Raw genomic sequence first — 26,593 nt, forward strand, 5'->3', positions numbered from 1 at the left:
CCGGTACTTGGCCAGGACCCGCGGTCATCCGCTCACAGCGATCGGTTCGGGAGCCGCAGTGACGTCGTCGAAGAAGGAACAGCCCACGCCGGAATGCCCGCCGGCCCACCGCCTGCTCGAAGGCAGGACCGTCGTGGTCACCGCCGCCGCGGGGGCCGGGATCGGGGCCGCCGCCGCCCGCCGGTGCCTCGAAGAGGGCGCCAAGGCCGTCGTCATCGGCGACACGCACGAGCGGCGCCTCGCCGAGTCGGAGAAGGCGCTGGCCGGCGAGTTCGGCGGCGACCGGGTCGCCGCGGTCGTGTGCGACGTGACCGATGAGGCGCAGATCGACGCGTTGTTCGACGCGACCGAGGCGTTCGGCGGCGCGGACGTGGTGATCAACAATGCCGGTCTCGGCGGCACGGCGTCGGTGCTGGAGATGACCGACGAGCAGTGGCACAAGGTCCTCGACGTGACGCTGACCGGTACCTTCCGCTGCGTCCGGGCGGCAGGCAAGCGCATGGTCGACGCCGGCAAGAAAGGCGTCATCGTCAACAACGCCTCGGTGGTGGGCTGGCGCGCGCAGGAGGGGCAGGCGCACTACGCGGCGGCGAAGGCCGGCGTGATGGCGCTGACCCGGTGCGCCGCGATGGACCTGGCTCCGCACGGCATCCGGGTCAACGCGGTCTCGCCCAGCCTGGCCATGCACCCGTTCCTGGCGAAGGTCACCAGCGACGAGCTGCTCGCCGAGCTCAAGGGCCGGGAGGCGTTCGGCCGCGCGGCCGAACCGTGGGAGATCGCGAACGTGATGGTCTTCCTCGCCAGCGACTACGCGTCGTACCTCACCGGTGAGGTCCTGTCCGCGAGCAGTCAGCACGCCTGAAATCCCAGACCCCGCACGCCTTTTGCGTGGCGGTGCGGGGCAGCGGCCCTCCACGGAAGCTACAGCCGCCGCCTGGACTCCGTCCTCCGCAATTTCCATTGAAATCGAACCTTCGATTTCAATGGAAATTGCGGATCCGCAGGCGCCGGGACGCACCGAAATAGAGGAGAACTCCGTGACCGAGGCCTACATCGTCGACGCCGTCCGCACTCCCGTCGGCCGGCGCGGGGGCGCGCTCGCCGGGATGCACTCGGCGGACCTCGGCGCGCACGCCATCCGCGCGCTCGTGGATCGCACCGGGGTGGATCCAGGCGCGGTCGACGACGTCATCTTCGGCTGCTGCGACACGATCGGTTCCCAGGCCGGGGACGTCGCGCGGACCGCGTGGCTGGTGGCCGGCCTGCCCGACCACGTGCCGGGTGTGACCATCGACCGGCAGTGCGGGTCGAGCCAGCAGGCCGTCCACTTCGCGGCGCAGGGCGTGCTCTCCGGCACGGCCGACCTCATCGTGGCGGGTGGGGTGCAGAACATGTCCGCCATCCCGATCTCGGCCGCGATGATCGTCGGCCAGCAGTACGGCTTCAGCACGCCCTTCGCCGAGTCACCCGGCTGGCTCAAGCGCTACGGCGACCAGGAGGTGTCGCAGTTCCGCTCGGCCGAGATGATCGCCGAGCACTGGAACATCTCGCGGGCCGACATGGAAGCCTACGCCTACGAGAGCCACCAGCGGGCCATCGCCGCGATCGACGGGGGCCGGTTCGCCGCGGAGATCGCGCCGGTCGACGACTTCGACACCGACGAGGGGCCCCGGCGCGACACCAGCCTGGAGAAGATGGCGGGCCTGCAGCCCGTCGCGGGCGGTGAGCGGATCACGGCGGCAGTCGCGTCGCAGATCAGCGACGCCTCGGCCGCGGTCCTGATCGCCTCGCCGCGCGCGGTCGAAGAGCACGGCCTGACCCCGCGTGCGCGCATCCACCACATCTCGGTGCGCGGCGCCGACCCGGTCTGGATGCTGACCGGCCCCGTCCCGGCGACCAGGCACGCATTGGAGCGGACCGGGATGGGGATCGACGACTTCGACCTGTTCGAGGTCAACGAGGCGTTCGCGTCCGTCGTGCTGGCGTGGGCGAAGGAGACCGGCGCGGACCTGGCCAGGACGAACGTCAACGGCGGTGGGATCGCGCTCGGCCACCCGATCGGGGCGACGGGCGCCCGGTTGATGACGACGATGCTGCACGAGCTGGAGCGCCGCGGCGGGCGGTTCGCGTTGCAGACGATGTGCGAGGGCGGCGGCCAAGCCAACGTCACGATCATCGAACGCCTCTAGAGCTGTTCGAGAACTCGTTCTCCGCATCGGCACATGTCTCCCGTGGGGATCGCCTGGGGTGCGGGCTCCCGATCCCGGCGGCCCGCGGCCTTGTGCCGCCCGCGTCCGCTGGTTCGGCGACCGATGGCCTGTCCTCCGCAATTTCAATGGAAACTGCGGACCATCGGTGTGTCGCACCCCCGACACGCCGGAGGTCGCACCCCCGACACGCCGGGGGATGTGGGCAACCTCGGGTTCCTGTGGACAACTTCCGCAATTTCAATGGAAATCAGAGCTCTGATTTCCATTGAAATTGCGGACCACCCCGGTGGGGGTGGGGTGGGGTTGCGGCTGTCGGCTCGAACGTGACCGCTTGGAGCCGTAGCTGTGGTCGGTTTGGATCGGATCGATACCGGTGGGCGCCTTCTCGGTCGCGCGGCATCGCGTTGCGCGCCGGGCGGGGGCTGCGCTGGGTGGGGCTGCGCTGGGGTGGGGCTGCGTCGGGTGGGGCTGCGTCCGCCCGGGCCTCGTTGGGTGGGGGCTGCGCTGGGTGGGTGAACCAAGCGCTTGCTTGTTGTCGGGATCGTGTGGTTATCTGGGCGCATGACGGAGCACGACGGGCCGACGGCCGGCTTCTGCGCGGGACGGGTCGCCATCATCACCGGTGCCGGGCAGGGTCTTGGCCGGGCGCACGCCCTCGAATTCGCGCGCCACGGCGCCAAGGTCGTCCTCAACGACATGTCCCCGTCCGTCGAGGACGTCGCCGCGGAGGTGCGGGCCGCGGGAGGTGAGGCGGTCGCGGTCGTGGCCGACATCGCCGACTGGGCGGCCGCCGAGGGCGTCGTCGACCTAGCCGTGAGCACGTTCGGCAGGCTCGACACCCTCGTCAACAACGCGGGCATCAACCGGGACCGGATGCTGGTCAACATGAGCGAGTCCGAGTGGGACCAGGTCATGACCGTCAACCTCAAGGGGCACTTCGCCCCGCTGCGCCACGCGGTCGCGTGGTGGCGGGACCAGGCCAAGGCGGGCAACCGGATCGCCGCCCGGGTGGTCAACACGTCGTCCGGGGCCGGGCTGATGGGCAGCGTCGGCCAGGGGAACTACGGCGCGAGCAAGGCAGGCATCGCCGCGCTGACCCAGGTCGCCGCGGTCGAGTTCGCCCGCTACGGCGTGGTCGTCAACGCCATCGCCCCGTCGGCGCGGACCCCGATGACGGAGGCGGTCTTCGCGGAGCGGATGGCCAAGCCCGCCGACGGCTTCGACGCGATGGACCCGGCGAACGTTTCCAGCCTCGTGGTGTGGTTGGGCAGCGACGCGGCCACCACGACCGGCCGCGTCTTCGAGATCGAAGGCGGCGAGGTCTCCCTCGCCGACGGGTGGCGGCACGGCCCGCCCGCGGTGAAGGACGGCCGGTGGGAGCCGCAGGAGCTGACGGCGGTCATCGCCGACCTGGTCGCGAAGGCCGAACCGCCGACGCCCGTGTACGGGGCCTGACGATGACCATCGGTGATGAGGAATTCCGCGCCGAGGTGCGCGAATGGCTGGCCGACGAGCTGACCGGCGAGTTCGCCGACGTCGTCGGCCTCGGCGGTTCGGGCCGGGAGGACGAGGCGCTCGACCGCAGGCTGGCGTGGGAACGCCGGCTCGGTTCGGGCGGCTGGATCGGCCTCGGCTGGCCCGTCGAGCACGGCGGCCGCGGTGCCTCCCTGGCGCAGCAGGTGATCTTCCACGAGGAGTACGCGAGGGCAGGCGGGCCGGGGCGCTTGCTGCACATGAGCGAGCAGCTCGTCGGCCCGACGATCCTCGCGTTCGGCTCCGACGAGCAGAAGCGGCGCTTCCTGCCCGGAATCCTGTCGGGGGAGGCACTCTGGTGCCAGGGCTACTCCGAGCCGGGCGCGGGATCCGACCTCGCAGGAGTCCGCACGCGCGCGGTGCGCGAGGGGGACGAGTACGTCCTGAACGGGCAGAAGGTGTGGACCTCGCTCGCGCACGTCGCCGACTGGTGCTTCGTGCTCGCGCGCACCGACCCGGGGTCGAGCCGGCACGCGGGCCTGTCCTACCTGCTGGTCCCGATGGACCAGCCCGGCGTCGAGGTCCGGCCGATCCAGCAGATCACCGGCACCAGCGAGTTCAACGAGGTGTTCTTCGACGATGCCCGGACGCCGGTGGCCAACCGGGTCGGCGACGAGGGCGACGGCTGGCGGGTCGCGATGGGCACGCTCGGCTTCGAACGCGGCGTCGCCACGCTCGGCCAGCAGATCGGCTTCCAGCGCGAGTTCGACCACGTCGTCGAGCTCGCCAGGGAGGGCGGCGCGCTGGCCGATCCGGAGCTGCGCCAGCGCATCGTGCAGTCGTGGATCGACCTGCGGGTGATGCGCTACACCGCGGTGTCGACGTTGCGGTCGGCCGGCAGTTCGGTGTCCGGGTTCGAGGCGTCGCTGTCCAAGCTGCAGTGGGCCACGTGGCACCGGGACCTCGGGGAACTGGCCGTCGATGTCGTCGGGTCGGCGGCGCTCACCGTCGGCGATCCCTACGACCTCTCGCCAGAGCAGACGTCATTCCTGTTCAGCCGGTCGGACACGATCTACGGCGGCTCGAACGAGATCCAGCGCAACATCATCGCCGAGCGCGTTCTCGGGCTGCCTCGCGGATGAAACGGAGTACCCGGTGAGCGAGAACGAAGACCTGCGCGACGAGATGCGCAAGGCGGTCGCCGACTTCCTCCGCGCCGAATCGGACCGGCGGGCGGCGATGGACGGTGACGACGGCTACGACCGGGCGCTTTTCAGGCGCGGCGTAGCGGACCTGGGGCTCGGTGGGCTCCCGGTGCCGGAGCGGTTCGGCGGGCTGGGGCTCGGGTTCGCCGAGGCCGCTGTGGTGATCGAGGAATTCGGGCGCGCCGTCGCGCCCTCACCGGTGCCGGACACGCTGATCGCCGGGACGCTGCTGGGCGAATCGGCCGACGCGGGATCGCTCGGTGAACCCGGCGAGGCCTTGCTCCAGAGGCTCGCCGAGGAGCCGGTCGCGATCGCCGTGGCCGGCCTCACCGGGACACCCGGTCGCGGGCCGGTCGTGGCGGCCGGTGGACAGCTGTCGGGCGTGGTCGGTGCGGTCCCGCACGGGGCGGCGGCGGACATGTTGCTGGTGATCAGCGACGAAGGGGACGACGCCGCTGTCCATCTCGTGTCCCCGGATCAGCCGGGCGTGACCCGCACACCGCGCCGGGCGCTGGACCACACGCGCCGGCTCGCGGACGTCGAATTCGCCGGTGCTCGCGCGGATCGCCTGTCGCCCGAGGCCGATGGCGGGGCCCTGGCACGCCGGCTGGTCGCCCTCGCCCGAATAGCGTTGGCCGCCGAGTCCGCCGCCGCGGCGCAGGCGTGCCTCGACGAGACCGTGGGCTACCTCAAGGTGCGGGAGCAGTTCGGGCGGCCGATCGGCTCGTTCCAGGCCCTCAAGCACCGGTGCGCCGATCTCGCGGTCGCGGTCCACGGCGCCGTCGCCACCGCGCAGTACGCGGTGCGGTTCGCCGTCACCGGCGAGGCGACCGACGAGCTGGGCGACGATCTGGCGACCGTCGCTGCGGTGGCGAAGGTGGTCGGCGCGGACACCTTGATGCGGGTGGCCGCGGATTGCCTGCAACTGCACGGCGGCGTCGGGTTCACCTTCGAGCACGATCTGCACCTGTACTTCAAGCGGGGCAAGGCGAATCAACTGCTCGCCGGGTCCGGCCCGGCGTTGCGGCGGCAGCTGGCCGCACGTCTGTGAACGGGGGTCCCGGACAGCGGGACCGGCGCTGGGCCTGCGCGGCGAATCGCGCAAACGTAGCGGTGTGCTTGCATCGATGGCCAATTCCGGGAATTCCAACGATCTTTCGATCGCCGATGCGGTCGACCGCCTCAGCAGGGCCGAGCGGACGGGAATCCCCGCCGAGCCGGTGCGGGACGTTCTCGGCGATACGGACATCGCGCTCGCTTACGCGGTGCAGCAGGAGCTCGCGCGGCGGCGTGAAGCCAGGGGCGCGGTGGCGGTGGGCAGGAAGATCGGGCTGACCTCGCCCGCCGTCCAGCGGCAGATGGGCGTCGAACAGCCCGACTTCGGAGTGCTCTTCGCCGACATGGACGTCTCGGGCCGGGCCGTGATCCCGTTCCACCGGCTGCTGCAGCCGAGGGTCGAGGCGGAGATCGCCTTCGTGCTGAAGGCGGACCTGGCCGACGGTGAGCTCGACGAGGCGCAGGTGCGCTCGGCGGTCGACTACGCCGTGCCGGCGCTGGAGATCGTCGACAGCCGGATCGCCGGATGGGACATCGCGATCACCGACACGATCGCGGACAACGCCTCCAGCGGGCTGTTCGTGCTGGCCGAGCACCGGCTCGCGCTCGACGAGTTCGAGCCGCGGGAGGCGGCCATGCGGCTGTACGCCGACGACGAGCTGGTCTCGGAGGGCGACGGGGCCGCATGTCTCGGTGATCCGCTCACCGCGCTCGCCTGGCTGGCGCGGACGGCGTTGTCCTTCGGCGATCCGCTGCGCGCCGGGCAGATCGTGCTCTCGGGAGCGCTGGGTCCGCTGGTCCCGGTCGCACCGGGCATGCGGTTCCGCGCCGTCATCGACCCGCTCGGCGAGATCACCACGACGTTCTCCGCGAAAGGAGCATGACGGCGCTTCCTCGTTGCGGAATCCCGTTCCGGCAGCAGGTGTTCCGCCGGGATCGGCTACGCCAGGTATCGCGCGAGGAGCAGCCGCGCCGCCAGTCGCATGTCGGCCTCCGCCTGCTCGACCGTCGTCTTGCGGCTGAGGCTGGAAATGAGCACCCCCCACCAGCTGAACACGAGCAGGCGGATGGTGCTGCGGTCTTCCTCGCTGGGGGAGGACTTCCCGAGGGTGCGGAGGATGGCGTGGGAGAGCGCCGAGTCGTTGTCCGGATACCCGCTCGGATCCGTGGTGTAGCTGGCGGCGGTGCTCTGGACCATCGCCGAACACAGCAGCGGCCGGCGGAGCAGCTCGCGGCTCAGCGCCACCAGGACCTCGCCGATGTCGGTGACGACGTCTTGGCCGCCGACCGGCCACAGCTGTTCGACGAACTTGCCGAGCTGCGCCTCGAACACCGCGGTGAACAGGTGCGTCTTGGACGGGAAGTAGCGGTAGACCGTCCCGATCGCGACACCGGCGTCCTTGGCGACCTCGTGCATCTGCACGCGGTCGAAGTCCGCCGTGGCACCGAGTTCCGCGGCGGCGTCGAGGATGCGATCGCGGCGCGCGACCTGGCCCTTCGACACCGGCGATGCGGGAGGCCGCACATCGGCGATTCTGGCCACTGTTCCCCCTGTTCTGGCCGCACGTCCGGATTCTCCGGTTTCCCAGGATAGAGGCGCGCGGTTCGCGCGCCGGACGTCGGATCTGGTGGCTAGAGGCTGTTTTGAGTGTTGTGGTGTGGTATCGCGGGGTTTTGTCTTTGAAGCGGCGCAGCCGCTTAGCCCACCCTCGCAGCTTGCGCCGCTGCGGGTTCACGGTGCCCACCCCTCCGGGGTTCTCCCAGCGAGGGACAGCCCCGACGTGGTGAATTGGGTATTCATGAGTCGGGGGTCCCACAGCGAGAAGGCTCCTGAGGTTCCGCTACCCGCACCGCCACGCAGAGCGAGTTCGGAAACAGGTTCTAGAGCCAGTCGCCGCCGTCGCCGACGGTGAGGAAGCGGGTCATCGCCTCGCTCGACCACGTCTGCTGGGGAGCCGCCAGGTCGGGCCGCGGCAGGGCGGGGCCGGCGAAGAACTCGTTCGACACGGCGTGCGCAGCCTGCATGAGGAGGGGCGCAACCCGTTCCATGGGCGTTTGCACGTCGCCCACCACGGAGATCGCCGCCGCGGGACCTTCCTGGCCGCGCAGCGCGATGCCGACGCAGCTGACGTGGGCGAAGCACTCGCCGCGTTCGAAGGCCAGCCCGCGACGGCGCCTGATGCGATCCAGTTCCTGGTGGAGGATGCCCAGATCGCCGATGCTGCGCGGGGTCCGGCGGACCGCGTCGGCATATTCGGCGTCGATCCGTTCCGGGGGCAGCCAGGCGAGCATCGCCTTGCCCAGCGCCGTGCAGTGCGCCGGGGCCCGGCCGCCGACGCGCGAGGGCACGTCGACCGCGGACCGCCCGCCCACCTTGTCGAGGTAGTACACCTCGGTGCCGGAGAGGACCGCCAAGTGCACGACCAGCTTGGTGCGGATCGCCAGGTCGTGGAGCACCGGCGCCGCAGCGCTGCGCAGGGCGTTCTGCCCGATTTCGCGGCCGCCGAGCCCGAGCGCTCGTTTGCCGAGCCGGTATCCGGACGTCGTGTGGTCGAGCCAGCGCAACCGGACCAGCTGGTCGAGGATGCGGTGGGCCGTCGATCGGGGCAGACGGGTCCGCCGGGTCACCTCCTCCAGGTTCCGACGGGTGTGCGGGTGCTCGAACAGGTCCAGGATCAGCGTCATCCGCTCCACCATGGACGGCGGTACGGGCTCCTCGACTGCCGACTCGGCATTCATCCTCAACGTTGAGGTCATGCCACACCTCCCGCGACCGGCAAAATGGAATTGATTCTAAAACAAGCTAGCAGCGACTCGGGCCGGCGAAAAGTGCCTGAACGGTGGCTGCGGCGGCCATCCCGCCCGAATGGTCCCGTTGCGCCGGGCGGGATGGCTGCCCGGCCTGTCAGTGCGCGGCGCGGGTCTCGGTCGGAGCGTGCCGCGATGCGAAGGCGTGGATGCTGGCCACGACGTGGTCCAGCTCCTCCTGGGTCGTGCCGTGGCTCATGCCCAGGGACATGCCCCGCTCGAAGACCTCGTCGGCGACCGGCAGCCCGTCGCGCGGCTGCCGGAACTCGACCCCCCGCATCATCGGGTGCCGGGTGACGTTGCCGCTCCAGACCGTTCGGGTGTCGATGCCCGCGGCCTCCAGGGACTCCTGCAGGTCGCTGCGGGTGAACCCGGCGTCGGGCTTGACGAGCACCGGGTAGCACAGCCACGCGGTGTGGAAGTCCGCCAGCTGGCGGGGGAGGGAGAACAGGGTCGGGTAGCTGCCGAAGGCGGCGCTGAAGGCCTCGAAGATCTCGGCGCGGCGGGCGAAGTTGCGGTCCAGCTTCGCCAGCTGCTGCAGCCCGAAGGCCGCGCCCAGCTCGGAGGGCTCGAAGTTCCACGGCAGGACGTCGAAGATGAAGTCGTTGTCGTAGGCGACGCCGTCGAGGTCTTCGCGGAACACCCGCCCGCTGCCCGCCGAACCGAACAGGTGCGGCTCGGAACGGCGGCCCCAGCGCCGCAGCATGAGCCCCCGGTCGCGCAGGCGCTCGTCGTCGAGCGTGACCATCCCGCCGTTGCCTGCGCAGGTGATGATGTGCGCCATGGCGAAGCTGGTGACCGTGATGTCGCTGCGCAGGCCGGTGGGCGTGCCGCGCAGCGTGGTGCCGATGGCGTCGCAGGAATCCTCGATCACCTTGAGGTCGTGCCGGTCGGCGATGTCGCGGATGGCATCCCAGTCCGGGGCGTTGCCCGCGAGGTTCGGGATCAGCAGCGCCCTGGTCTTCTCGCTGATCATCTCCTCGATCTTGCTCACGTCGACGTTGTAGGTGTCCGGTTCGACGTCGACGAAGACCGGCACGAGGCCGGCGCGCACGAGTGGGGAGACGTCGGTGGAGAAGGTGAGCGGCGAGGTGACTACCTCCGCTCCCGCGGGCAGGCCGAGGAGCTCGACGGCGAGGTAGATCGCCGAGGAGCCCGAGTTGCACATCAGCCCGAGCCGCTTGCCGTACAGCTCGGCGACCCGGCGCTCCATCTCGGCGACGTTCTTGCTGATCTTCAGCGCGAGCGGGCCGCCGCGCAGCACCTCCAGCACGGCGTTGATCTCCGCCTCGTCGTGCACGCTCCGCGCGTAGGTGACACGTGTGACCATGGGAAACCTCCGGTTGTCGTGATGGGCGGCGGTGGGCCTGGGGACGCGCGGATCGCCGGACATCGGCCGCGACCCCGTCGGCACCGCGCGGCGCCGGTGGCCGTGGCGACCGCCCGGGATCGCCGCGAACTCCTCGGCCGCGGCGGGCGAGATATCCACCAAGCGCTTGATTGGGATGTTCCGCTCAACAGGACCACATACTGGTGTGGAACCGCCCGGTTGTCTACCGTCGCGAGGGGCCGGTGGCGAATTCTTCGGAGGAACCGGGAATCCTGGCGCCGACGTGATCGCGGCCGCGGCGGCCCGCGTCCATCGTGGACGAAGTCGCGGCCGGTGCTGTTCCGGCGGCGACCACATCCGGTGGTGCCGTGGACTTCCGGGGGACGCGACCCGAACGATGCCGTTGGAGGGAGTGCTGTGCCCACTCAGCAGGAGGTGTTCGGCGGGGGTCTCGCCGTGGTGACCGGTGCCGGTTCCGGGCTCGGTGCCGGACTGGCCCGGCACCTCGCCGGGAACCTCGGCATGACGGTGATCGCGGCGGACGTCGACGAGCCGGCCGTGCGCGGCATCGCCGACGAGGAGCACGGCAGTGGTGGCCGCGTGGTCGCGCACGTCGTCGACGTCCGGGATCCCGACGCGATGATGCGGCTCGCCCGCCAGGTGCGCGACGAGTTCGGCCCGGTTCGGCTGCTGATCAACAACGCCGGGGTCGAGCAGGTCGGCTACCTGTGGGACGTCACGCCGGAGAGCTGGCGGCGGGTCGTGGACATCAACATCACTGGGGTCTTCCACGGGATCCGGGCCTTCCTGCCCGCCATGATCGAAGACGAGCGGCGCAGCCACGTGCTCACGATCGCGTCGGTCGGTGCCGTCACGACGTTGCCCCTGCAGGCCCCGTACGTCATGAGCAAGCACGCCGTGCTGGGCATGGTCGAGTGCCTGCACCAGGAGATCGCCCAGGTCGGCGCCGACGTCTCCGTCGCGGCCGTGCTGCCGGGGCCGGTGGCGTCCAACATCTTCAGCGCCGCGGGCGGCGTCGAATCCGGTGACGTCGCGGCCGCGGAGGAACACCGGCGGGACATGCTGGCCATGCTCGAACAGGCCATCAGCGCCGACGAAGCGGCGGCGACGATCGTGGAGCAGGCGGCGCAAGGCGAGTTCTACATCGTCACCCACCCCGAGACCGTGCACGCGGCCATGGCGGCGCGTGCCGATCAGCTCACCCACCGTCGCGCCCCAGCGCCTCACCGGAGCCGGTTCGGCCGGCGCGATTGACCGGTGGATCGAGCGCATCCCGTTGAGCGGGAGCAGCTCTTCACCGCCGGTGCGCAGCGGTGGTGGGCTGCGGCATCGCAGTACCGCACCAGAACGAGGAGACTCCGATGCCCACGAGCACACCGCCCGCTCCCGCGCCCGCCCACGACACGATCGTCGACCTCGTCGTGGCCGGCTCCGGCACCGGGATGGCCGCGGCGCTCGCGGCGCGAGAAATGGGGCTCGACGTGCTCATCGTCGAGAAGACCGACTACGTCGGCGGGTCGACTGCCCTGTCCGGCGGTGCGTTCTGGATCCCGGCGAGCTCGCTGCTGGCGGCGGAGGGGGCGGTCGATTCGCCCGAGCGCGCCGAGCTCTACCTGCGCTCAGTCGTCGACGGCAGCTCGCCGGACCAGCGGTGGGAGAGCTTCCTGCGCCACGGCGACGAGACCGTCCGGATGCTGCAGCGGACCACACCGATGCGCTTCATGTGGAGCAGGGGCTACTCCGACTACCACCCGGAACTGCCCGGTGGCACCGCGGCCGGCCGCAGCTGCGAGTGCAAGCCGTTCGACCTCTCGGTCCTGGGCGCCGAGCGGGCCCGGCTGCGCCCCACGGGCCTGAAGTCCCCGGTGCCGATGCCGATCACCGGTTTCGACTACAAGTGGATGAACCTCATGACCCGGGTTCCGCGACGCGCGGTTCCGCGCGTGGTGCGGCGGGTTTCCCAGGGCATCGGCGGAAAGCTGCTCGGCCGGGAGTACGTCGCGGGCGGTCAGGCGCTCGCCGCCGGCTTGTACGCGGGTGTCCTGCGGGCCGGGATTCCGGTGTGGACCCGGACCTCGGTGCAGCGGTTGACCACGGAGGGCGACCGGGTGACCGGCGTGGTGCTGGAGCAGGACGGGCGCGAGGTGACGGTGCGGGCACGGCGCGGTGTCGTGCTCGCGGCCGGCGGTTTCGACCACAACATCGCGCTGCGCCACGAGTTCCAGTCGGAGGCGCTCGAAGCCGGCTGGAGCCTGGGGAACGAGGGGAACACCGGGGACGCCATCCGGATCGGGCAGGAGGCGGGAGCCGACATCGGCCTGATGGACCAGGCGTGGTGGTTCCCGGCCGTCGCGCCGCTGCCCGGGGCGGCTCCCCTGGTCCTGCTCGCCGAGCGGTCGCTGCCGGGGTCGCTCATCGTCGATCGGCACGGCCGCCGGTTCGTCAACGAGGCGACCGACTACATGAGCTTCGGCCAGCGGATCCTGGAGCGGGAGCGGGCCGGCGACGCCGTCGGATCCATGTGGATGGTGTTCGACCAGCGCTACCGCAACAGCTACGTGTACGCGGCCGGGCTGTTCCCGCGGATGCCGCTGCCGGAGAGCTGGTACGCCGCCGGCATCGCGCACCGGGCGGACGATCCCGCCGATCTGGCCCGCCGGACCGGGCTGCCGGTCGAGGGCCTCGTCGCATCCCTGCGCCGGTTCAACGAACTCGCGGCCGCCGGCGTCGACGAGGACTTCGGCCGCGGCGCCAGCGCCTACGACCGCTACTACGGCGATCCGACCGTCGCGCCGAACCCGAACCTGCGCCCCCTGCAGGGACAGCTGTACGCGGTGCGGATCGTCCTCGGCGACCTCGGCACCTGCGGAGGGCTGCGAGCGGACGGGCACGGGCGGGTGCTGCGGTCGGACCGTTCCCCGATCGACGGGCTCTACGCGATCGGCAACACCGCGGCGAACGCGTTCGGCACCACGTATCCGGGAGCCGGCGCGACCATCGGTCAGGGGCTCGTCTACGGCACCGTGGTGGCGCGCCACGCAGCCGGCAAGGAGGCCCCGGTTGCGCCTGCTTCCTCCAGCTGACGACGATGCCGACTTCGCGGGGCGGGGGTTCTTCCGTGCTCGGCGAAGCATCCGCCAGCCCGGGAGAGCGGTGGAGTGAACGGCCTGTTCGCCTCGTCCATCGGGACGAACGGTCCGTTCACTCCACTTCCAGCGGTGCCCGCCGATGCTGGGCGGATGGAGCGAACGGACCGTTCACTTCGCCTATCGAGGCGAACAGGCCGTTCACCGCTCACCGGCTAGAGAGGATGCACCGCTGCGCGAAACGAGGTCCCGATCGCCGTCCCGCTCGCGATCCGTCCGGCGCGCCGGGCAGCGTCGGGTAGTACGTTCCGGCCGACCAGCCGCCGTCGACCGCGATCTCGGCCCCGGACAGGTAGCTCGCCGCGTCGCTGGCCGCGAACAGCGTCACCTGGGCGATCTCCTCCGGCTCGCCGATGCGCTGCAACGGCACGTCGACGTAGTGCTGCTGCAGCGCCTCGCCGGACTCGCCGGCGGGATTTCCCATCGCGGTGTTCATCCCGCCGGGATGGATGGTGCACACGCGGATTCCGGACGGGCCCAGCTCGTACGCCAGCGACCGGGACAACCCGCGCACCGCCCACTTGCTGGCCGAGTACGCGGCCAGGCCGTTGACGCTGCGGAGCCCGTCCACCGACGAGGTGTTGACGATCACGCCTCGCCCCGCCGCCTTCATCGCCGGCACCACGGCCTTGACGCCGAGCAGGACGCCGAGCACGTTGATGTCGAGCACCTGCTGGGCGTCCGCGACCGACAGCTCTTCGATCTCCGCCCAATGCAGGATTCCCGCGTTGTTGACGAGGATGTCGATGCCGCCGAACCGGTCGGCGGACGCGGCGACCAACGCGCGCCAGTCCGCCTCGTCCCGGACGTCGATCTGGTGGAACATCGCGCGCGAACCGATCTCGTCCGCGACCTGCTGCCCCGCGTCGACGAGCACGTCACCGAGCACCACGGCCGCTCCTTCGGCGGCGAACAGCCGCGCGGTGGCGGCTCCCAAGCCCTGCGCGGCGCCGGTGATGATGGCCACCTTGCCATCGAGTCGTCCCATCGGATTCCCTTTCAGCGGCGGAATGGCCCGAATTGGGCGGGATCGCCGGTTCCTGCGCCACCCGAAAGCACCAGGCTTCCAGCCTTGCCCGCCGAATGCCCGCAGGCCTCCCGCTCATCGGGAATCCGCACCGCACCGGGCCCGCGGCCGGCTCCGGACGCTCCCGCCCGAGCGCTTGCTCAGCCGCGCGAGCGGGAAGTGTCCGTCTTGGTCAGTGGGATCGAATCGGCACGGCGGAGTCGCCCGGGAGCATCGTGATCCCATGGCGACGGAAGAGACTTCGAACCGCTGGGACGACGAGTGCGACGTGCTGGTGATCGGTTCCGGCGGCGGAGCGCTGACCGGGGCCTACACCGCGGCCCGGGAGGGGCTCTCGGTGATCGTGGCCGAGGCGACCGACAAGTTCGGCGGCACCACGGCGTATTCCGGCGGCGGCCTGTGGTTCCCGGGCAACGCGGTGCTCCGGCGGGCCGGTGACCAGGACACCCTGGCGGACGCCAAGACCTACTTCCGCGCCGTGGTGGGGGATCGCACGCCCCGGGAGCTGCAGGACGCGTTCCTGGACAACGGCGGACGGCTGGTCGACTACCTGGAAGCCGACGACGACTTCGAGTTCCTGGTCTACCCGTGGCCGGACTACTTCGGGTCCGCCCCGAAGGCGAGTGCGACCGGTCGGCACATCATGCCGACGCCGTTGGAGCCCGCGCGGCTCGGCGCGTTGCGGGACTCCCTCCGGCCGCCGCTGGACGTCGACCGGGCGGGCAATCCGCCGGCCGACCTGCTCATCGGCGGGCAGGCGTTGATCGGCAGGCTGCTCCTCGCGCTGTCCAAGCAGGACGCGGTTCGGATGCGCCGGGGCGCCGTCTGCGACGAGCTGGTGCGCGAGGGCGACGTCGTGGTCGGTGCCGTGGTCGACGAGGGTGGCCGGCGGCGCCGGATCCGCGCCCGCAGGGGCGTGCTGATCGCCGCCGGCGGATTCGAGCGGAACCAGTCGATGCGGACCGAGCACCAGGTCCCGGGGGCGGCGCGCGATGCCATGGGGCCGCCGGGCAACCTGGGCAAGGCGATCCAGGCCGGCATCGACGCCGGCGCGGACACCGACCTGATGTCGGAGGCGTGGTGGTCGCCCGGCATCACCCACCCCGACGGGACGTCGACGTTCTCGCTGTGGTTCACCGGCGGGATCTTCGTCGACGACAACGCGGAGCGCTTCGTCAACGAGTCCTGGCCGTACGACCGGATCGGCCGCGTCGTCATCGACCGCATCGGCGACGGCGGCGTGACGCTGCCGTTCTGGATGATCTACGACGACCGCGAGGGAGCGCGGCCGCCGGTGCGCTCGACCAGCGTCCCGGTGGGGGAGACCGAGGACTACGTCGACGCCGGCCTGTGGTTCAGCGCCGACACCCTGGGCGAGCTCGCCGAGCAGATCGGTGTCCCGGCGGAGAACCTGGTGCGGACGGTGGCGCGGTTCAACGCGTTCGCGGCCGCCGGAACCGATGACGACTTCCACCGCGGTGCCGAGCCGTACGACCGGGCGTTCGCCGGGGACGGCTCGCCGCTGGTCCCCATCGAGAAGGGACCGTTCCACGCCGCTGCGTTCGGGATCTCCGATCTCGGCACCAAGGGCGGCCTGCGCACCGACGCGCGGGCCCGGGTGCTCGACACGTCGGGAAGCGCGATTCCGGGCCTCTACGCCGCGGGCAACTCGATGGCGGCGGTCAGCGGGACCGCGTACCCGGGTGGGGGCAATCCGATCGGATCGTGCATGGTGTTCAGCCACCTCGCCGCGCTGGACATGCTCGCACGATGACCACGACCGGCGGGTCGTGCTGACGACTGCCGCGTTGCGCGAACGGGGCCGCCCTGGCGCAGAGAGCGCCGGGGGAGCACCCGCTCGAATTCGACGATCGCCGCGAGCTGCGGGCCGGTTTCCGGCCACCCGCCTCGCGGCGTTCTGCTTGCCCGCCGCGACCTCGCTCGACGGAAACGCGGCCTTCGCCTTGACGCCTCCCCGGCGCGTGGTTAACCTTCCCGCCATCAAGCAAGCGCTTGGGCAATTCGCGGAATAACGAAGCGGGCTGAACGCTGAACGCCCGCCGGATCCGCGCGCCGCCCGGTGCATTTCGGGCGGAGGTCGTCGCCACCGCGACTGCCGGTCAACGTCAAGGACGACGCAGGAGGAAAGGCATGTCGAGCGTTCCCGTGGATGCGACGCCGTCGGCGGCCGAGGAGCTGCTGGCGATCTCGGAGATCCAGGCCCTGTTCGCCAGGCGCCTTCGCGTGATGGACACCAAGCAGTGGGACCGCTACGCGGAGTGCCACACCGACGACGTGGTCAGCGAGTCCTACGCCGACGTTCCGGACGCGAACCGGCCGCAGGCGGACGGCCAGGGGAACAAGGTGGTCGGCGCCGAGGCGCTGACCAAGGCGATCTCCGGGCTCCTCGACGGCGACACGAAGGTCACCACGGTGCACCACGGGCACATGCCGGAGATCGAGCTCACCTCCCCGACCACGGCGCGCGGGATCTGGGCGATGGAGGACGAGCTCTGGTGGCAGCACGGCGACGTCACCGAGCACATGCACGGCTACGGCCACTACCGCGAGGAATACCGGAAGGTGGAGGGGCGATGGCGGATCAGCTACCGCAAGCTCACCCGCCTCCGCGTCACCAAGACGCCCGGGTTCTTCTCCTACCTCCGCGGCCGGCTCTAGCGGGCGCTCTGCCGCACGACACGCGGCGTTCCTCCTCGATCGCCGCGCGGTGCGACCGGTGAACGGTCCACAGAGGAAATTCCCCATTGGCCGGGTATCGGCTGGAGGCCCCCGATGAACTCGCAGGAACCAACCCCGACGGGTGCCGGCCCGTCTTCCGTCGGGTCAGCACAGTTGCGCAAGGTGGCGCTTTCCAGCCTGCTGGGGACCGTCATCGAGTACTACGACTTCCTGCTCTACAGCACGATGGCGGCCCTGGTGTTCGGGAAGCTCTACTTCCCGGCGCTCACCCCGGGCGTCTCGACCGTCGCCGCCTTCGGGACGCTGGCGGCCGGCTACGTGGCGCGTCCCCTGGGCGGGCTCCTGTTCGGGCATTTCGGCGACCGGCTCGGGCGCAAGTCGATGCTCGTGGTGACCATGATGCTGATGGGCGGCGCCAGCTTCCTCATCGGCGTCCTGCCCACCTACGACAAGATCGGCTTCGCCGCCCCGGTGTTGCTCGTCCTGCTGCGCATCGTGCAGGGCGTGGCGGTCGGCGGGGAGTACGGCGGTGCGGCGCTGATGGTCATCGAGCACGCCGACTCCAGGCGCCGAGGGGCGTGGGTCGGGATCATGCAGCTCGGCTCGCCGTTCGGCTTCCTGCTCTCCACCGCCGCGGTCACGGTGGTGACCCTCCTGCCGAGCGAGGCCTTCCTCTCCTGGGGCTGGCGGGTGCCCTTCCTGCTGAGCGCGGTGCTGCTGATGATCGGGCTGTACGTCCGGCTGAGCGTCGTCGAAAGCCCGGTGTTCCGCGAGGCCGCTGCCGTCGCGGAATCCCAGGCGCAGCCCAAGGTGCCCGCGCTGCAGCTGCTGCGGCAGCCGCGCGCGCTCGTCCTGGCGTGCGCCGCCGGGATCGGGCCCTTCGCGCTCACGGCCCTGACCAGCTCGCACATCATCGCCTACGCCACGGGGCTCGGGTACCAGATGTCCGATGTCATGCGGGCGCTGCTGTTCACGGTGTCCGTCTCGATCGTCTGCATCCCCTTGTTCTCCGCCTTGTCCGACCGGTTCGGGCGGCGCCGCGTGGTCATGGTGGGCGCGGTCGGCACGGTGCTCTTCGCGCTGCCGCTCTACGCCATGGTCGACAGCGGGTCCGTGGTGGTCATGACGGCCGGGCTGATGATCGCCCAGGTGCTGCAGAACCTGATGTACTCGCCGCTGGCGCCGATGCTCTCGGAGATGTTCGGCACCCGCGTCCGGTACACGGGTGTCTCGCTCGGCTACCAGCTCGCCAGCCTGCTCGGCGCCGGCTTCACCCCGCTGATCGCCACCAGCCTCGTCGCCGCCACCGGGGGTTCGAGCATGCCGCTGACCGCCATCGCGGCCCTGTCGGCGGCGATCACGATCGTGTCGATCTGGCTCATCGCCGAGACCAGGGGCCGTGACCTCACCGACGACGGCCCAGCCGTCGCGGGCCGTCCGGATTCCGGTGCGACGATGGAGGAAACGCGATGAGTGCCATGACATCTCCGAAGACGCCGGTGCTGGTCACCGGCGCGGCATCCGGGATCGGCGCGGCCTGCGCCCGCACCCTGGCGGCCGCCGGCCGACCGGTGGTGCTGTGGGATCGCGACGAGCAGGGCGCGACCGCCGTCGCGAAGCAGATCGAGCACGACCACGGGACACCGGTCGCCGTGTCCGGGATCGATGTCGCCGACGTGGCCCGGTACGACGACGTCCTCGGCGAAGCCCGACGGGCCGTCGGCAGGATCGGCGGTTTCGTCCATGCCGCAGGTGTTGTCGACTCGACACCGGTGACGGAGTTGTCGCGCGAGGCGTGGCAACGGGTCCTCGACGTCAACCTCACGGCGTACGCCTACGCGGCCGCGGCGCTCGCCGAGGACCTCAAGGCGCAGCCGGGCTCGGCCATCGTCGCGATCTCGTCCATCAACGCGACCCTCGGGCAGGCGAACATCCCGTCCTACAGCGCTTCCAAAGCGGGAGTCCTCGGGCTGACCCGGTCGCTGGCCGCGCAGTTCGGCCCGGCCGGAGTCCGGGTCAACGCGGTCTGCCCCGGGTACATCGAAACGCCGATGCTGGAGCGCAGCCTCGCCGACACCCGGCGCGGGGCCCGGATGCGCGGCGATGCGATGCTCGGCCGAGTAGGGCAACCGGAGGAGGTCGCGTCCGTCGTCCGCTTCCTGCTCAGCGACGAAGCCAGTTTCGTCACCGGCAGCACGATGTTCGTCGACGGCGGCGTCACGGCTAGCGACCGCCTCGGCTCGCTCGTCGACTGACGCCGAAAGGCTGATGGCCGCCCGTCGTCCCTCCTGATCAGGCTGGGACGGCGGGCGGCCTGCACCCTTTCCAGTGCTGTGACCGGAAACGATCATCGGTTTGGCGGTGGTCGGATGTTTGGTGCGGAGAGGGGGATGATGAGGGTATGACCGCTAGCTCTCGCGCCCAGTCGTTCGATGTAGCCGCAGCTCAGTACGCGGCGAGTCGGCCTTCTTATCCAGCCGAGCTCTTTGACTCCATCGAGGAGTTCGCAGACTGTCGTTTGGTGGGTGCCCGGGTCGCCGATGTCGGCGCGGGTACCGGAATCGCCAGCGTGCTGCTGCGGGAGCGGGGTGCGGATGTGATCGCTGTCGAGCCGGGTGAAGCCATGGCTGGTGAGCTCCACCAGGCGCTCCCGGGGGTGCCGATCGTGAGGGGTGACGGCAATGCTCTGCCGCTGGCCGATGCGTCCTGTGACCTCATCACATATGCGCAGTCCTGGCAGTGGACCGAACCCGGCCGGTCCGTCCCGGAGGCGTTGCGTGTCCTGCGAGCGGGCGGTGCGCTGGCGATCTGGTGGAACACCACGGCCTTCGACGTGCCGTGGATCCGCGAGCAGCACGAGAGAATCGCGCACCACTGCGGGGTGAACCCAAGGTCTGCGGTGCGCCCTTCGGACAGCGATGCCATCCGGCTGGCGGGGCTGACGGGGCAGCGGGTTGCGCGCCGTCAAGTGCGCTGGAGCCGCATCGTCCCTCTCGACGTGCATCTCGCCAACATTGGCAGCCGCTCGGCATTCCTCGTCCTTGAAGAGGCCGCCCGCCATGCATTTTTCGTCGATGAGCGTGAGAGGCTGGGAAGGCTTTTTCCTCGCGAGGAGGTGGAAGAGACCTACGTGGTTGATCTCCTGGTGGCGCTCCGCCCCTGACGTTGTGCGGCCGCGGGATGGGGCGGTGCGGTCATGCTGCTGAGGTGAGTGGTCGTCCGCCCCAGCGGATGCCCTTCTCGCTGCGGATGCGGGCGCGTTCCTCGCGTTCTGCGGCCAGGACGTCGCGATGGCGGGCGTTGGCGTTGTGCCAGCGCAGGTCGGCGTGCGTGCCGTTATCGCACCGAACTTGTGCTGCCGCGGCGCCCGATCTGCTGTAGCTTCTGCCTCTCCTGGTCGGTCAGTCTGCACACGGACAGGCTCAGCCACCGCGCCTCCCGGGGCCGGATCGGACGTCACCGCGGATCCAACCGCCACGACCATCAACCCGGCGGACCTACGCGGTCACAGCATCGTCCGGCTCCCGGGAGCCGGTGCGGACGCCGGGATCGTGGCGATCCCGGCGTCCATCGAACGCAGTCCTCCCGATCGCAGCCCGATCGCTCAGCGGATCGTGTTGCCCGCGTCCACCGGGAAGTTCGCGCCGGTCACGTACCGGGCCTCGTCGGAGGCCAGGTACACCAGCGCGTTGCTGATGTCGATCGACTGGACGCGCTCCACCGGGAGGGTGTTCATGAACAGCGGTCCGAGGTCCGGCCGCTTCTCCAGGAGCGTCGGCAGGACCGGCGAATGCCCCTGCGGCGTGTCGACGCCGGTGGGGTGGATCGTGTTCACCCTGATGCCCCGGTCGGCGAACTCCAGCGCGAGCGATCGCGCGATGCCGACCACCGCGTGCTTCGCCGCCACGTAGGGCAGGAAGAAGGGGAGTCCCTTGAGGGACGCGGTGGAACCGGTGATCACGATGCTGCCGCCGCCAGAGGCGAGCAGGTGCGGGATGGCGGCCGCGCAGGTGTTCCACACCCCGGTGAGGTTGATGTCCAGCGTGGTCTGCCAGATCTCGGGGGTCAGGTCCTCGGACGGCTGCGTGGTGCAGATCGACGCGTTGGCCGCCACGATGTCGAGGCCGCCCAGCTCGGCGACACCCGCGTCGAGGACGGCCGCGAGTTGATCCGCGTCCCGCACGTCCGCAACGGCGGTGTGGATGCGCCGACCGTGCTTCTCGACCAGGCGGACGGTCTCGGCCAGCCCCTCTTCGGTGCCCATCGGGTACTTGACGACGTCGAGTTGCCGGCAGATGTCCACGGCGATGATGTCCGCGCCCTCCTCGGCCAGCCGCACGGCATGGCTGCGGCCCTGGCTCTGCGCGGCGCCGGTGATGAAAGCGACTTTCCCGGACAGCCTCATGGGTTTCCTCCTGAACGGTTCCGTCCTCGGCGGCACGGTGGCCCAGCGGCCCGGCGCGCGCTGTAACGACCAAGCGCTTGCTACGTTATCAGCGCGGTGGCCCGCCGGGCGAGGGCTGGCGCCGCGATGACGGGCCGAGTACCGGGTCATCTCCGGTCGCGGTCCACGGCGACCGCCGGAAGCTGCGGGCGGGCACGCGCCGGCCGAGATCGGTCTCGGTGAGCGGGAGGTCGACTGTTTTCGTCCCGCCCGGACTTCCCACCATTGATGAGCTTTGGCAAGACGGAGGCAAAGGAGCCCTCATGACGTCACTGCAAGCGGCGGGCGAGAACGAGGTGCGGGTGATCGAGGCGGCGGCTCCGCCGGTTCGCTACGCACGCGGCTGGCACTGCCTCGGCCTTGCCGACCACTACCGGGACGGAAAGCCGCACGCGATCGAGGCGTTCGGCACCAAGCTGGTCGTGTTCGCCGACAGCAGCGGGAAGTTGAACGTGCTCAACTCGTACTGCCCGCACATGGGCGGCGACCTGAGCCAGGGCGAGGTGAAGGGCGACGAGGTCGCCTGCCCGTTCCACGACTGGCGCTGGTCGGGCAGCGGGCGCTGTGCGAGCATCCCGTACGCGCGGCGGGTGCCGCCGCGGGCCCGCACGAAGGCGTGGACCGTGCTGGAGCGCAACGGGCAGCTGTTCGTGTGGAACGACCCGCAGGGGAAGCAGCCTCCGCCGGACGTGACGATCCCGGAGATCCCCGGCACGGATTCGGACGAGTGGACGTCGTGGACGTGGAACTCGCTGCGGATCGACGGATCGAACTGCCGGGAGATCGTCGACAACGTCGTGGACATGGCGCACTTCTTCTACATCCACTACTCGTTCCCGACGTACTTCAAGAACGTGTTCGAGGGCCACGTCGCCACCCAGACGATGCACAGCAAGGCCCGGCCGGACGTGAAGATCGGCACGAACTACTCCGACGACAGCAGCCTGCGTTCGAGCGCCTCCTACTACGGGCCCTCCTACATGATCGACTACCTGTGGAGCGACGTGGGAGACCAGACGATCGAGACCGTGCTGATCAACTGCCACTACCCGGTGTCGCCCACGAGTTTCGTGCTGCAGTGGGGCGCGATGGTCAAGAAGCCGGACGGCATGTCCGACGAGGAGGCCGAGCAGATGGCCCAGGCGTTCGCCGCGGGAGTGGAGAAGGGTTTCCTGCAGGACGTCGAGATCTGGCAGAACAAGGCGAAGATCGACAACCCGCTGCTGTGCGAGGAGGACGGCCCGGTCTACCAGCTCCGGCGCTGGTACGAGCAGTTCTACGTCGATGTCGAGGACGTCCAGCCGGAGATGACCCAGCGGTTCGAGTTCGAGATCGACACCGAGCGGGCGATCCAGTTCTGGCAGGCCGAGGTCGATGACAACCTGGCCAACGGCCGGATCATCGTCGACGACAGCGCCCCCACCGCCTGATCGGCGCGCTCCATGACCGACGAGGAGATTCCGCTCCAGCCCGTGTCCTGCCGCAGCTGCGGCACGTGCGTGCTGGTCAAGAAGAACAGCCTGGCCCACACGCTCGTGCAGTGGACGAGCGACACCGAGCAGTGCGTCGAGCTCGCGCGGAGCCCGACCGCCGACCGCGCAACGGTGCTGACGTGCCTGAAGTTGCGCGACAGCATCGAAACCGCGGTGCGCGATGGGCGAATCCGCGTTTCGCAGCCGTGATCCCGGGACGGCCGACTCCTCGCAGCCGAGGAGCCGGCCGATCCGGATCACCGCCACCAGCCCGCCGCGGCGCGGGCCGACCACGAGAAGAGGACATCGGACATGCCGGAGCCGTCCGTCATCCGCGACGTCGTCGCGAGCTATGTGAAGGCCATCGGGACCGGGGGAGCGGCGGAGATCGCGGCGTTGTACGCGGAGGACGCCACGCTCGAAGATCCGGTGGGAAGTGAGCCGTTGCGCGGCCGGGACGCGATCGCCGAGTTCTACTCGGCCATCGAGAACCTGCGCCGGGAGAGCGAGCTGCTCGCGGTGCGGGCGGCCGGGGACAGCGCCGCGTTCCACTTCCGCGTGCGCACCGAGACGCCCGACGGAGCGGTCGAGGTCGAGCCGATCGACGTCATGACCTTCGACGAGGACGGGCGGATCACGAGCATGCGGGCGTTCTGGAGCCCCGAGGACGTGCAGTCCGCCTCGTGACGGCACGCGTCCGTTGCGGGGCACGGGTTTCCGGGGTCAGGCCAGCCAGCGGTTGAGCGTCTCGACGACGCACGCCGGCTTGGCCTGGCCCTCGACCTCCGCGGTGATCCGGATAGTCGCCTGGACCCCGCCGGGCACGTCGACGCAGGCGAGGACCTCGCCACGGCCGCGGATGCGGGATCCGGCAGGCACCGGCGCCGGGAAGCGGACGCGGTCGGCGCCGTAGTTGACCCCCATGCTGACGCCGCGCACCGACAGCAGCTGGGGCAGGAAGTAGTTGCACAGCGACAGCGTGAGGTAGCCGTGGGCGATCGTCGACCCGAACGCGGACTTGCGCGCCCGCACCGGATCGACGTGGATCCACTGGTGATCGCCGGTGACGTCGGCGAAGCCGTCGATCCGCGCCTGGTCGATCGGGAGCCACGCGGTGGGGCCCAGCGTCGTGCCGACGGCCGCGCGGAGCTCGTCGAGTCCGTCGACGGTGAACGGGGCTGCGCCCCCGGATTCCTCGGCCACCTGTTCCTGCCCTTCCGCCGTGCCCGCGGCACCGGCCTGCTCCATCTCGGCACCGGGAGCATAACTGGCCAAGCGTTTGCTTGGGAAGTTGCGCTGGCGCGGACCCGCGCCGCAGCTGCGGAAGTCCGGGCGCGCAGGTCGGTCCCGGTCAGCGGGAGCAGTGCTGGGAGCGGCCCGGAAGCCGAACCTAGCGTCTAGCACGCCCTGGCACATCGGTGGCGGGAGCGGCCGTCTTGATCATTTCCGGAGGTGCCTGCATGGCGCACGATGTGGTTCGCCGAGTGGAGGAGGTCGCCGCCCGGCTCGCAGCGACCGCGGAAGAGACCGAACGCCTCGGCAAATTGGCGGATGAGAGCGTCAAGTTGGTGCGCGAGGCCGGGGTCATGCGGCTTCTGCAGCCGACCGACTTCGGCGGATACGCAGCCCACCCGCGCGATTTCGCCGAAGCCGTGATGGCGGTCGCGAAGGTGTGCGGATCGACGGGATGGGTGTGCGGGGTGGGCGGCGTCCACCCGTGGGAGATGGCGCTCATGGACCGCCGGCTCCAGGAGGAGGTCTGGGGGGAGAACGGGGACACCTGGATCGCTTCCCCGTACATGCCCAGCGGCGTGGCCACCCCGACCGACGGTGGCTACGTCCTCCGCGGCCGGTGGCAGTTCTCCTCCGGAACCGACCACTGCGACTGGATCTTCCTCGGTGCGATGCTCGGCGACGCCGACGGCAAGCCCGCGCAGCCGGTGAAGACGATGCACGTGGTCCTGCCGAGGAAGGACTACACGATCGTCGAGGACTCCTGGGACGTCATCGGGTTGTGCGGCACGGGGAGCAAGGACGTCGTCGTCGACGGTGCGTTCATCCCGGCGTACCGGACGATCGACGCCGATGAGGTCGCCCAGGGCGAGCTGGCCGCCGAGCGCGCCGGCCGGACCGACACGGTGTACCGGCTGCCGTTCTGGACGATGTTCCCGCTGGGCATCACGGCGGCGGTCATCGGCATCGCGGAAGGCGCGCTCGCCTGTCACCTCGACTACCAGCGGGACCGGGTCATGGCGGCCGGGACCCGGGTCCGCGACGACCCGCACACGATGTACGCGATCTCCGAGGCAGCCGCGGAGATCGCCGGATCGCGCACCCAGTTGCTCGACGGCGTCAGCCGGCTCTACGACATGGTCGACGCGGGCCGGCCGATCAGCTTCGAGGACCGGTCGGTGGTGCGCCGGAACCAGGTGCGCTGCGCGTGGCGCGCGGTGTCCGCGGTCGACGAGATCTTCGCCCGGTCCGGCGGGAATGCGGTGCGCCGCAACAACGCGATGCAGCGCTTCTGGCGCGACGCGCACGTCGGCCTGCAGCACGCCATCCACATCCCCGGCTCGATCTACCACTCGAATGCCCTGACGTCGTTGGGCATCGAACCGGACGGGCCGCTGCGGGCGCTGATCTGACGCCGGCGACGTCCGGCACCTACGACATGAGGAGAGGAAGAGCATGACCGACATCAGCTCACTGGGCTACGTCCGGATCCGCGCCACGGATATGGACGCCTGGCGGAAGTTCGCCTTCGAGACCATCGGTTTCGCCGAGGGCAGCGGGCCGGAAGAGGACGCGCTGTACCTGCGCGTGGACGAGCGGATCGGCCGGATCGTCGTCCTGCCCGGCGATGTGGACCGGGTGGAGGCCGTGGGCTGGGAGGTCCGCGACCACCTGGGCCTCCAGCGGGTCCAGGCCGCGGTCGAGGCGGCCGGGCTAGCCCCGAAGCCGCTGACCCTGGAGGAGGCCGACACCCGCCGGGTGGAGGCGGGAATCGCCTTCGACGCACCGGGCGGAACCCCGCTGGAGATCTTCCACGGCCCGGCGCTGGACCACAGCCCGGTCGCGACGCGGTTCGGCAACCGCTTCGTCACCGGGGCGCTGGGGCTGGGCCACGTCGTGGTGCCGGTGAGCGACCTGGACGGGGCGTACCGCTTCTACGCCGAGACGCTCGGCTTCCTGCCGCGAGGGGCCTTCCGGCTGCCGGCGCCCCCGGAGTACGGCCCGGTCCGCCTCCGGTTCATGGGTGTGAACGCGCGGCACCACAGCCTCGCGCTGCTGCCGTCGCCGGATCTCAAGTCCCCGGCCCTGGTCCACATCATGGTCGAGTGCGAGACCCTCGACGAGGTCGGCCGGGCGCTGGACCGGGTCATGGACAGCGGCTACCACGTGTCGTCCACGTTGGGGCGTCACACGAACGACAAGATGGTGTCGTTCTACGTCCGGACCCCGGGCGGCTGGGACCTCGAAGTCGGTTGCGAGGGCATGCTGGTCGACGAGTCGGCCTACTCGGCGGAGGAGATCACGGCCGACAGCTACTGGGGCCACAAGTGGGACTTCAGCAGCTGACCTGACCCGACAACGAAGCGCGGCGCGGAGAAACCTCCGCCGAGTAGGCCGACTCGTCGACCAGCATGCCCTCGCAACCGACTTCGAGGTCCCAGCCGCCCGGGGTCCGGACGTAGAACGAC

Annotated in this window: 24 protein-coding genes; 18 read left to right on the forward strand and 6 right to left on the reverse strand. The window is 70.5% G+C overall.

Annotated elements, in window-relative coordinates; all coding sequences use genetic code 11:
• Positions 1–58 precede the first annotated feature (58 nt).
• The 6 genes from ACWEV3_RS15045 to ACWEV3_RS15070 all read left to right on the forward strand — a co-directional run bounded on the left by ACWEV3_RS15045 (position 59) and on the right by ACWEV3_RS15070 (position 6,828).
• Positions 59–862 carry an SDR family oxidoreductase gene (locus ACWEV3_RS15045; protein ID WP_358574862.1) on the forward strand — a complete coding sequence of 268 codons (804 nt, stop codon included), beginning with the start codon at positions 59–61 and terminating at the stop codon, positions 860–862.
• A 175-nt stretch (positions 863–1,037) separates the two neighbouring features.
• The gene (locus tag ACWEV3_RS15050) at positions 1,038–2,189 is read left to right on the forward strand and encodes an acetyl-CoA C-acetyltransferase (protein WP_452614405.1); all 1,152 of its coding nucleotides are present in this window, start codon (positions 1,038–1,040) and stop codon (positions 2,187–2,189) included.
• A gap of 582 nt (positions 2,190–2,771) precedes the next feature.
• Positions 2,772–3,665, forward strand: a complete 894-nt coding sequence (locus ACWEV3_RS15055) for an SDR family oxidoreductase (RefSeq protein WP_452614406.1) — start codon at positions 2,772–2,774, stop codon at positions 3,663–3,665.
• Positions 3,666–3,667: 2 nt separating this feature from the next.
• Positions 3,668–4,825 carry an acyl-CoA dehydrogenase family protein gene (locus tag ACWEV3_RS15060; RefSeq protein ID WP_452614407.1) on the forward strand — a complete coding sequence of 386 codons (1,158 nt, stop codon included), beginning with the start codon at positions 3,668–3,670 and terminating at the stop codon, positions 4,823–4,825.
• 13 nt (positions 4,826–4,838) lie between these two features.
• Positions 4,839–5,939 (forward strand): acyl-CoA dehydrogenase family protein, encoded by a 1,101-nt coding sequence (locus ACWEV3_RS15065; RefSeq protein WP_452614408.1) that lies wholly within the window; start codon positions 4,839–4,841, stop codon positions 5,937–5,939.
• A gap of 76 nt (positions 5,940–6,015) precedes the next feature.
• A complete protein-coding gene (locus tag ACWEV3_RS15070; protein ID WP_452614409.1) occupies positions 6,016–6,828 on the forward strand; it encodes a 2-keto-4-pentenoate hydratase in 813 nt (270 codons plus the stop codon).
• Between the two features lie 56 nt (positions 6,829–6,884).
• Here the strand turns inward: ACWEV3_RS15070 and ACWEV3_RS15075 are convergent, their stop codons facing one another.
• The 3 genes from ACWEV3_RS15075 to ACWEV3_RS15085 all read right to left on the reverse strand — a co-directional run bounded on the left by ACWEV3_RS15075 (position 6,885) and on the right by ACWEV3_RS15085 (position 10,082).
• Positions 6,885–7,469 carry a TetR family transcriptional regulator gene (locus ACWEV3_RS15075; protein WP_452614410.1) on the reverse strand — a complete coding sequence of 195 codons (585 nt, stop codon included), beginning with the start codon at positions 7,467–7,469 and terminating at the stop codon, positions 6,885–6,887.
• Between the two features lie 356 nt (positions 7,470–7,825).
• Positions 7,826–8,701, reverse strand: a complete 876-nt coding sequence (locus ACWEV3_RS15080; protein ID WP_452614411.1) for an IclR family transcriptional regulator — start codon at positions 8,699–8,701, stop codon at positions 7,826–7,828.
• Positions 8,702–8,849: 148 nt separating this feature from the next.
• Entirely contained in the window at positions 8,850–10,082 is a 1,233-nt protein-coding gene (locus ACWEV3_RS15085) for a DegT/DnrJ/EryC1/StrS family aminotransferase (protein WP_452614412.1), read from the reverse strand.
• Between the two features lie 417 nt (positions 10,083–10,499).
• On the opposite strand from ACWEV3_RS15085, the gene ACWEV3_RS15090 reads away from it, so the two are divergent.
• Positions 10,500–11,357: an SDR family NAD(P)-dependent oxidoreductase gene (locus tag ACWEV3_RS15090; RefSeq protein ID WP_452614413.1), complete on the forward strand. Its 858-nt coding sequence runs from the start codon at positions 10,500–10,502 to the stop codon at positions 11,355–11,357.
• A gap of 107 nt (positions 11,358–11,464) precedes the next feature.
• The gene (locus ACWEV3_RS15095; protein WP_452614414.1) at positions 11,465–13,186 is read left to right on the forward strand and encodes a 3-ketosteroid-delta-1-dehydrogenase; all 1,722 of its coding nucleotides are present in this window, start codon (positions 11,465–11,467) and stop codon (positions 13,184–13,186) included.
• A gap of 211 nt (positions 13,187–13,397) precedes the next feature.
• Here ACWEV3_RS15095 and ACWEV3_RS15100 read toward each other — a convergent pair whose 3' ends face one another.
• On the reverse strand, positions 13,398–14,237 hold the full coding sequence (locus tag ACWEV3_RS15100; protein WP_452614415.1) for an SDR family NAD(P)-dependent oxidoreductase: 840 nt from the start codon (positions 14,235–14,237) through the stop codon (positions 13,398–13,400).
• Positions 14,238–14,499: 262 nt separating this feature from the next.
• Here ACWEV3_RS15100 and ACWEV3_RS15105 point away from each other — a divergent pair, with 262 nt between their 5' ends.
• From ACWEV3_RS15105 to ACWEV3_RS15125, 5 genes are all read left to right on the forward strand, one after another.
• Positions 14,500–16,050: an FAD-binding protein gene (locus tag ACWEV3_RS15105; protein ID WP_452614416.1), complete on the forward strand. Its 1,551-nt coding sequence runs from the start codon at positions 14,500–14,502 to the stop codon at positions 16,048–16,050.
• A gap of 377 nt (positions 16,051–16,427) precedes the next feature.
• The gene (locus ACWEV3_RS15110) at positions 16,428–16,955 is read left to right on the forward strand and encodes a nuclear transport factor 2 family protein (RefSeq protein ID WP_452614417.1); all 528 of its coding nucleotides are present in this window, start codon (positions 16,428–16,430) and stop codon (positions 16,953–16,955) included.
• 183 nt (positions 16,956–17,138) lie between these two features.
• Positions 17,139–18,449, forward strand: coding sequence for an MFS transporter (locus tag ACWEV3_RS15115; protein ID WP_452614418.1), 1,311 nt, complete (start codon positions 17,139–17,141; stop codon positions 18,447–18,449).
• Positions 18,450–18,454: 5 nt separating this feature from the next.
• Positions 18,455–19,231: an SDR family NAD(P)-dependent oxidoreductase gene (locus ACWEV3_RS15120; protein ID WP_452614419.1), complete on the forward strand. Its 777-nt coding sequence runs from the start codon at positions 18,455–18,457 to the stop codon at positions 19,229–19,231.
• Between the two features lie 266 nt (positions 19,232–19,497).
• A complete protein-coding gene (locus ACWEV3_RS15125) occupies positions 19,498–20,139 on the forward strand; it encodes a class I SAM-dependent methyltransferase (protein WP_452614420.1) in 642 nt (213 codons plus the stop codon).
• Between the two features lie 441 nt (positions 20,140–20,580).
• On the opposite strand, the gene ACWEV3_RS15130 is transcribed toward ACWEV3_RS15125, so the two are convergent.
• Positions 20,581–21,381, reverse strand: a complete 801-nt coding sequence (locus tag ACWEV3_RS15130; RefSeq protein ID WP_452614421.1) for a mycofactocin-coupled SDR family oxidoreductase — start codon at positions 21,379–21,381, stop codon at positions 20,581–20,583.
• Positions 21,382–21,683: 302 nt separating this feature from the next.
• Between ACWEV3_RS15130 and ACWEV3_RS15135 the strand changes: the two genes are divergently transcribed.
• From ACWEV3_RS15135 to ACWEV3_RS15145, 3 genes are all read left to right on the forward strand, one after another.
• Positions 21,684–22,850 carry a Rieske 2Fe-2S domain-containing protein gene (locus tag ACWEV3_RS15135; protein ID WP_452614422.1) on the forward strand — a complete coding sequence of 389 codons (1,167 nt, stop codon included), beginning with the start codon at positions 21,684–21,686 and terminating at the stop codon, positions 22,848–22,850.
• 12 nt (positions 22,851–22,862) lie between these two features.
• Positions 22,863–23,102, forward strand: coding sequence for a hypothetical protein (locus ACWEV3_RS15140; protein WP_452614423.1), 240 nt, complete (start codon positions 22,863–22,865; stop codon positions 23,100–23,102).
• 102 nt (positions 23,103–23,204) lie between these two features.
• Complete coding sequence (locus ACWEV3_RS15145) at positions 23,205–23,579, forward strand: nuclear transport factor 2 family protein (protein ID WP_452614424.1); 375 nt, start codon at positions 23,205–23,207, stop codon at positions 23,577–23,579.
• A gap of 36 nt (positions 23,580–23,615) precedes the next feature.
• Here the strand turns inward: ACWEV3_RS15145 and ACWEV3_RS15150 are convergent, their stop codons facing one another.
• Entirely contained in the window at positions 23,616–24,167 is a 552-nt protein-coding gene (locus ACWEV3_RS15150; protein WP_452614425.1) for a MaoC family dehydratase, read from the reverse strand.
• A 185-nt stretch (positions 24,168–24,352) separates the two neighbouring features.
• Between ACWEV3_RS15150 and ACWEV3_RS15155 the strand changes: the two genes are divergently transcribed.
• Both ACWEV3_RS15155 and ACWEV3_RS15160 read left to right on the forward strand, forming a co-directional pair.
• Positions 24,353–25,537 (forward strand): hydroxylase, encoded by a 1,185-nt coding sequence (locus ACWEV3_RS15155; protein ID WP_452614426.1) that lies wholly within the window; start codon positions 24,353–24,355, stop codon positions 25,535–25,537.
• A gap of 43 nt (positions 25,538–25,580) precedes the next feature.
• Positions 25,581–26,471 carry a VOC family protein gene (locus ACWEV3_RS15160; RefSeq protein WP_452614427.1) on the forward strand — a complete coding sequence of 297 codons (891 nt, stop codon included), beginning with the start codon at positions 25,581–25,583 and terminating at the stop codon, positions 26,469–26,471.
• Positions 26,472–26,593: the final 122 nt, after the last annotated feature.

Source organism: Saccharopolyspora sp. NPDC003752 (genome assembly GCF_053605825.1).

What these genes read in the sequence shown, in the direction of transcription:
- ACWEV3_RS15055 (WP_452614406.1), top strand. Translation starts at nt 2,772, where the DNA reads ATGACGGAGCACGACGGGCCGACGGCCGGCTTCTGCGCGGGACGGGTC.
- ACWEV3_RS15060 (WP_452614407.1), top strand. Translation starts at nt 3,668, where the DNA reads ATGACCATCGGTGATGAGGAATTCCGCGCCGAGGTGCGCGAATGGCTG.
- ACWEV3_RS15070 (WP_452614409.1), top strand. Translation starts at nt 6,016, where the DNA reads ATGGCCAATTCCGGGAATTCCAACGATCTTTCGATCGCCGATGCGGTC.
- ACWEV3_RS15080 (WP_452614411.1), bottom strand. Translation starts at nt 8,701, where the DNA reads ATGACCTCAACGTTGAGGATGAATGCCGAGTCGGCAGTCGAGGAGCCC.
- ACWEV3_RS15085 (WP_452614412.1), bottom strand. Translation starts at nt 10,082, where the DNA reads ATGGTCACACGTGTCACCTACGCGCGGAGCGTGCACGACGAGGCGGAG.
- ACWEV3_RS15095 (WP_452614414.1), top strand. Translation starts at nt 11,465, where the DNA reads ATGCCCACGAGCACACCGCCCGCTCCCGCGCCCGCCCACGACACGATC.
- ACWEV3_RS15100 (WP_452614415.1), bottom strand. Translation starts at nt 14,237, where the DNA reads ATGGGACGACTCGATGGCAAGGTGGCCATCATCACCGGCGCCGCGCAG.
- ACWEV3_RS15105 (WP_452614416.1), top strand. Translation starts at nt 14,500, where the DNA reads ATGGCGACGGAAGAGACTTCGAACCGCTGGGACGACGAGTGCGACGTG.
- ACWEV3_RS15110 (WP_452614417.1), top strand. Translation starts at nt 16,428, where the DNA reads ATGTCGAGCGTTCCCGTGGATGCGACGCCGTCGGCGGCCGAGGAGCTG.
- ACWEV3_RS15120 (WP_452614419.1), top strand. Translation starts at nt 18,455, where the DNA reads ATGACATCTCCGAAGACGCCGGTGCTGGTCACCGGCGCGGCATCCGGG.
- ACWEV3_RS15130 (WP_452614421.1), bottom strand. Translation starts at nt 21,381, where the DNA reads ATGAGGCTGTCCGGGAAAGTCGCTTTCATCACCGGCGCCGCGCAGAGC.
- ACWEV3_RS15135 (WP_452614422.1), top strand. Translation starts at nt 21,684, where the DNA reads ATGACGTCACTGCAAGCGGCGGGCGAGAACGAGGTGCGGGTGATCGAG.
- ACWEV3_RS15140 (WP_452614423.1), top strand. Translation starts at nt 22,863, where the DNA reads ATGACCGACGAGGAGATTCCGCTCCAGCCCGTGTCCTGCCGCAGCTGC.
- ACWEV3_RS15145 (WP_452614424.1), top strand. Translation starts at nt 23,205, where the DNA reads ATGCCGGAGCCGTCCGTCATCCGCGACGTCGTCGCGAGCTATGTGAAG.
- ACWEV3_RS15155 (WP_452614426.1), top strand. Translation starts at nt 24,353, where the DNA reads ATGGCGCACGATGTGGTTCGCCGAGTGGAGGAGGTCGCCGCCCGGCTC.
- ACWEV3_RS15160 (WP_452614427.1), top strand. Translation starts at nt 25,581, where the DNA reads ATGACCGACATCAGCTCACTGGGCTACGTCCGGATCCGCGCCACGGAT.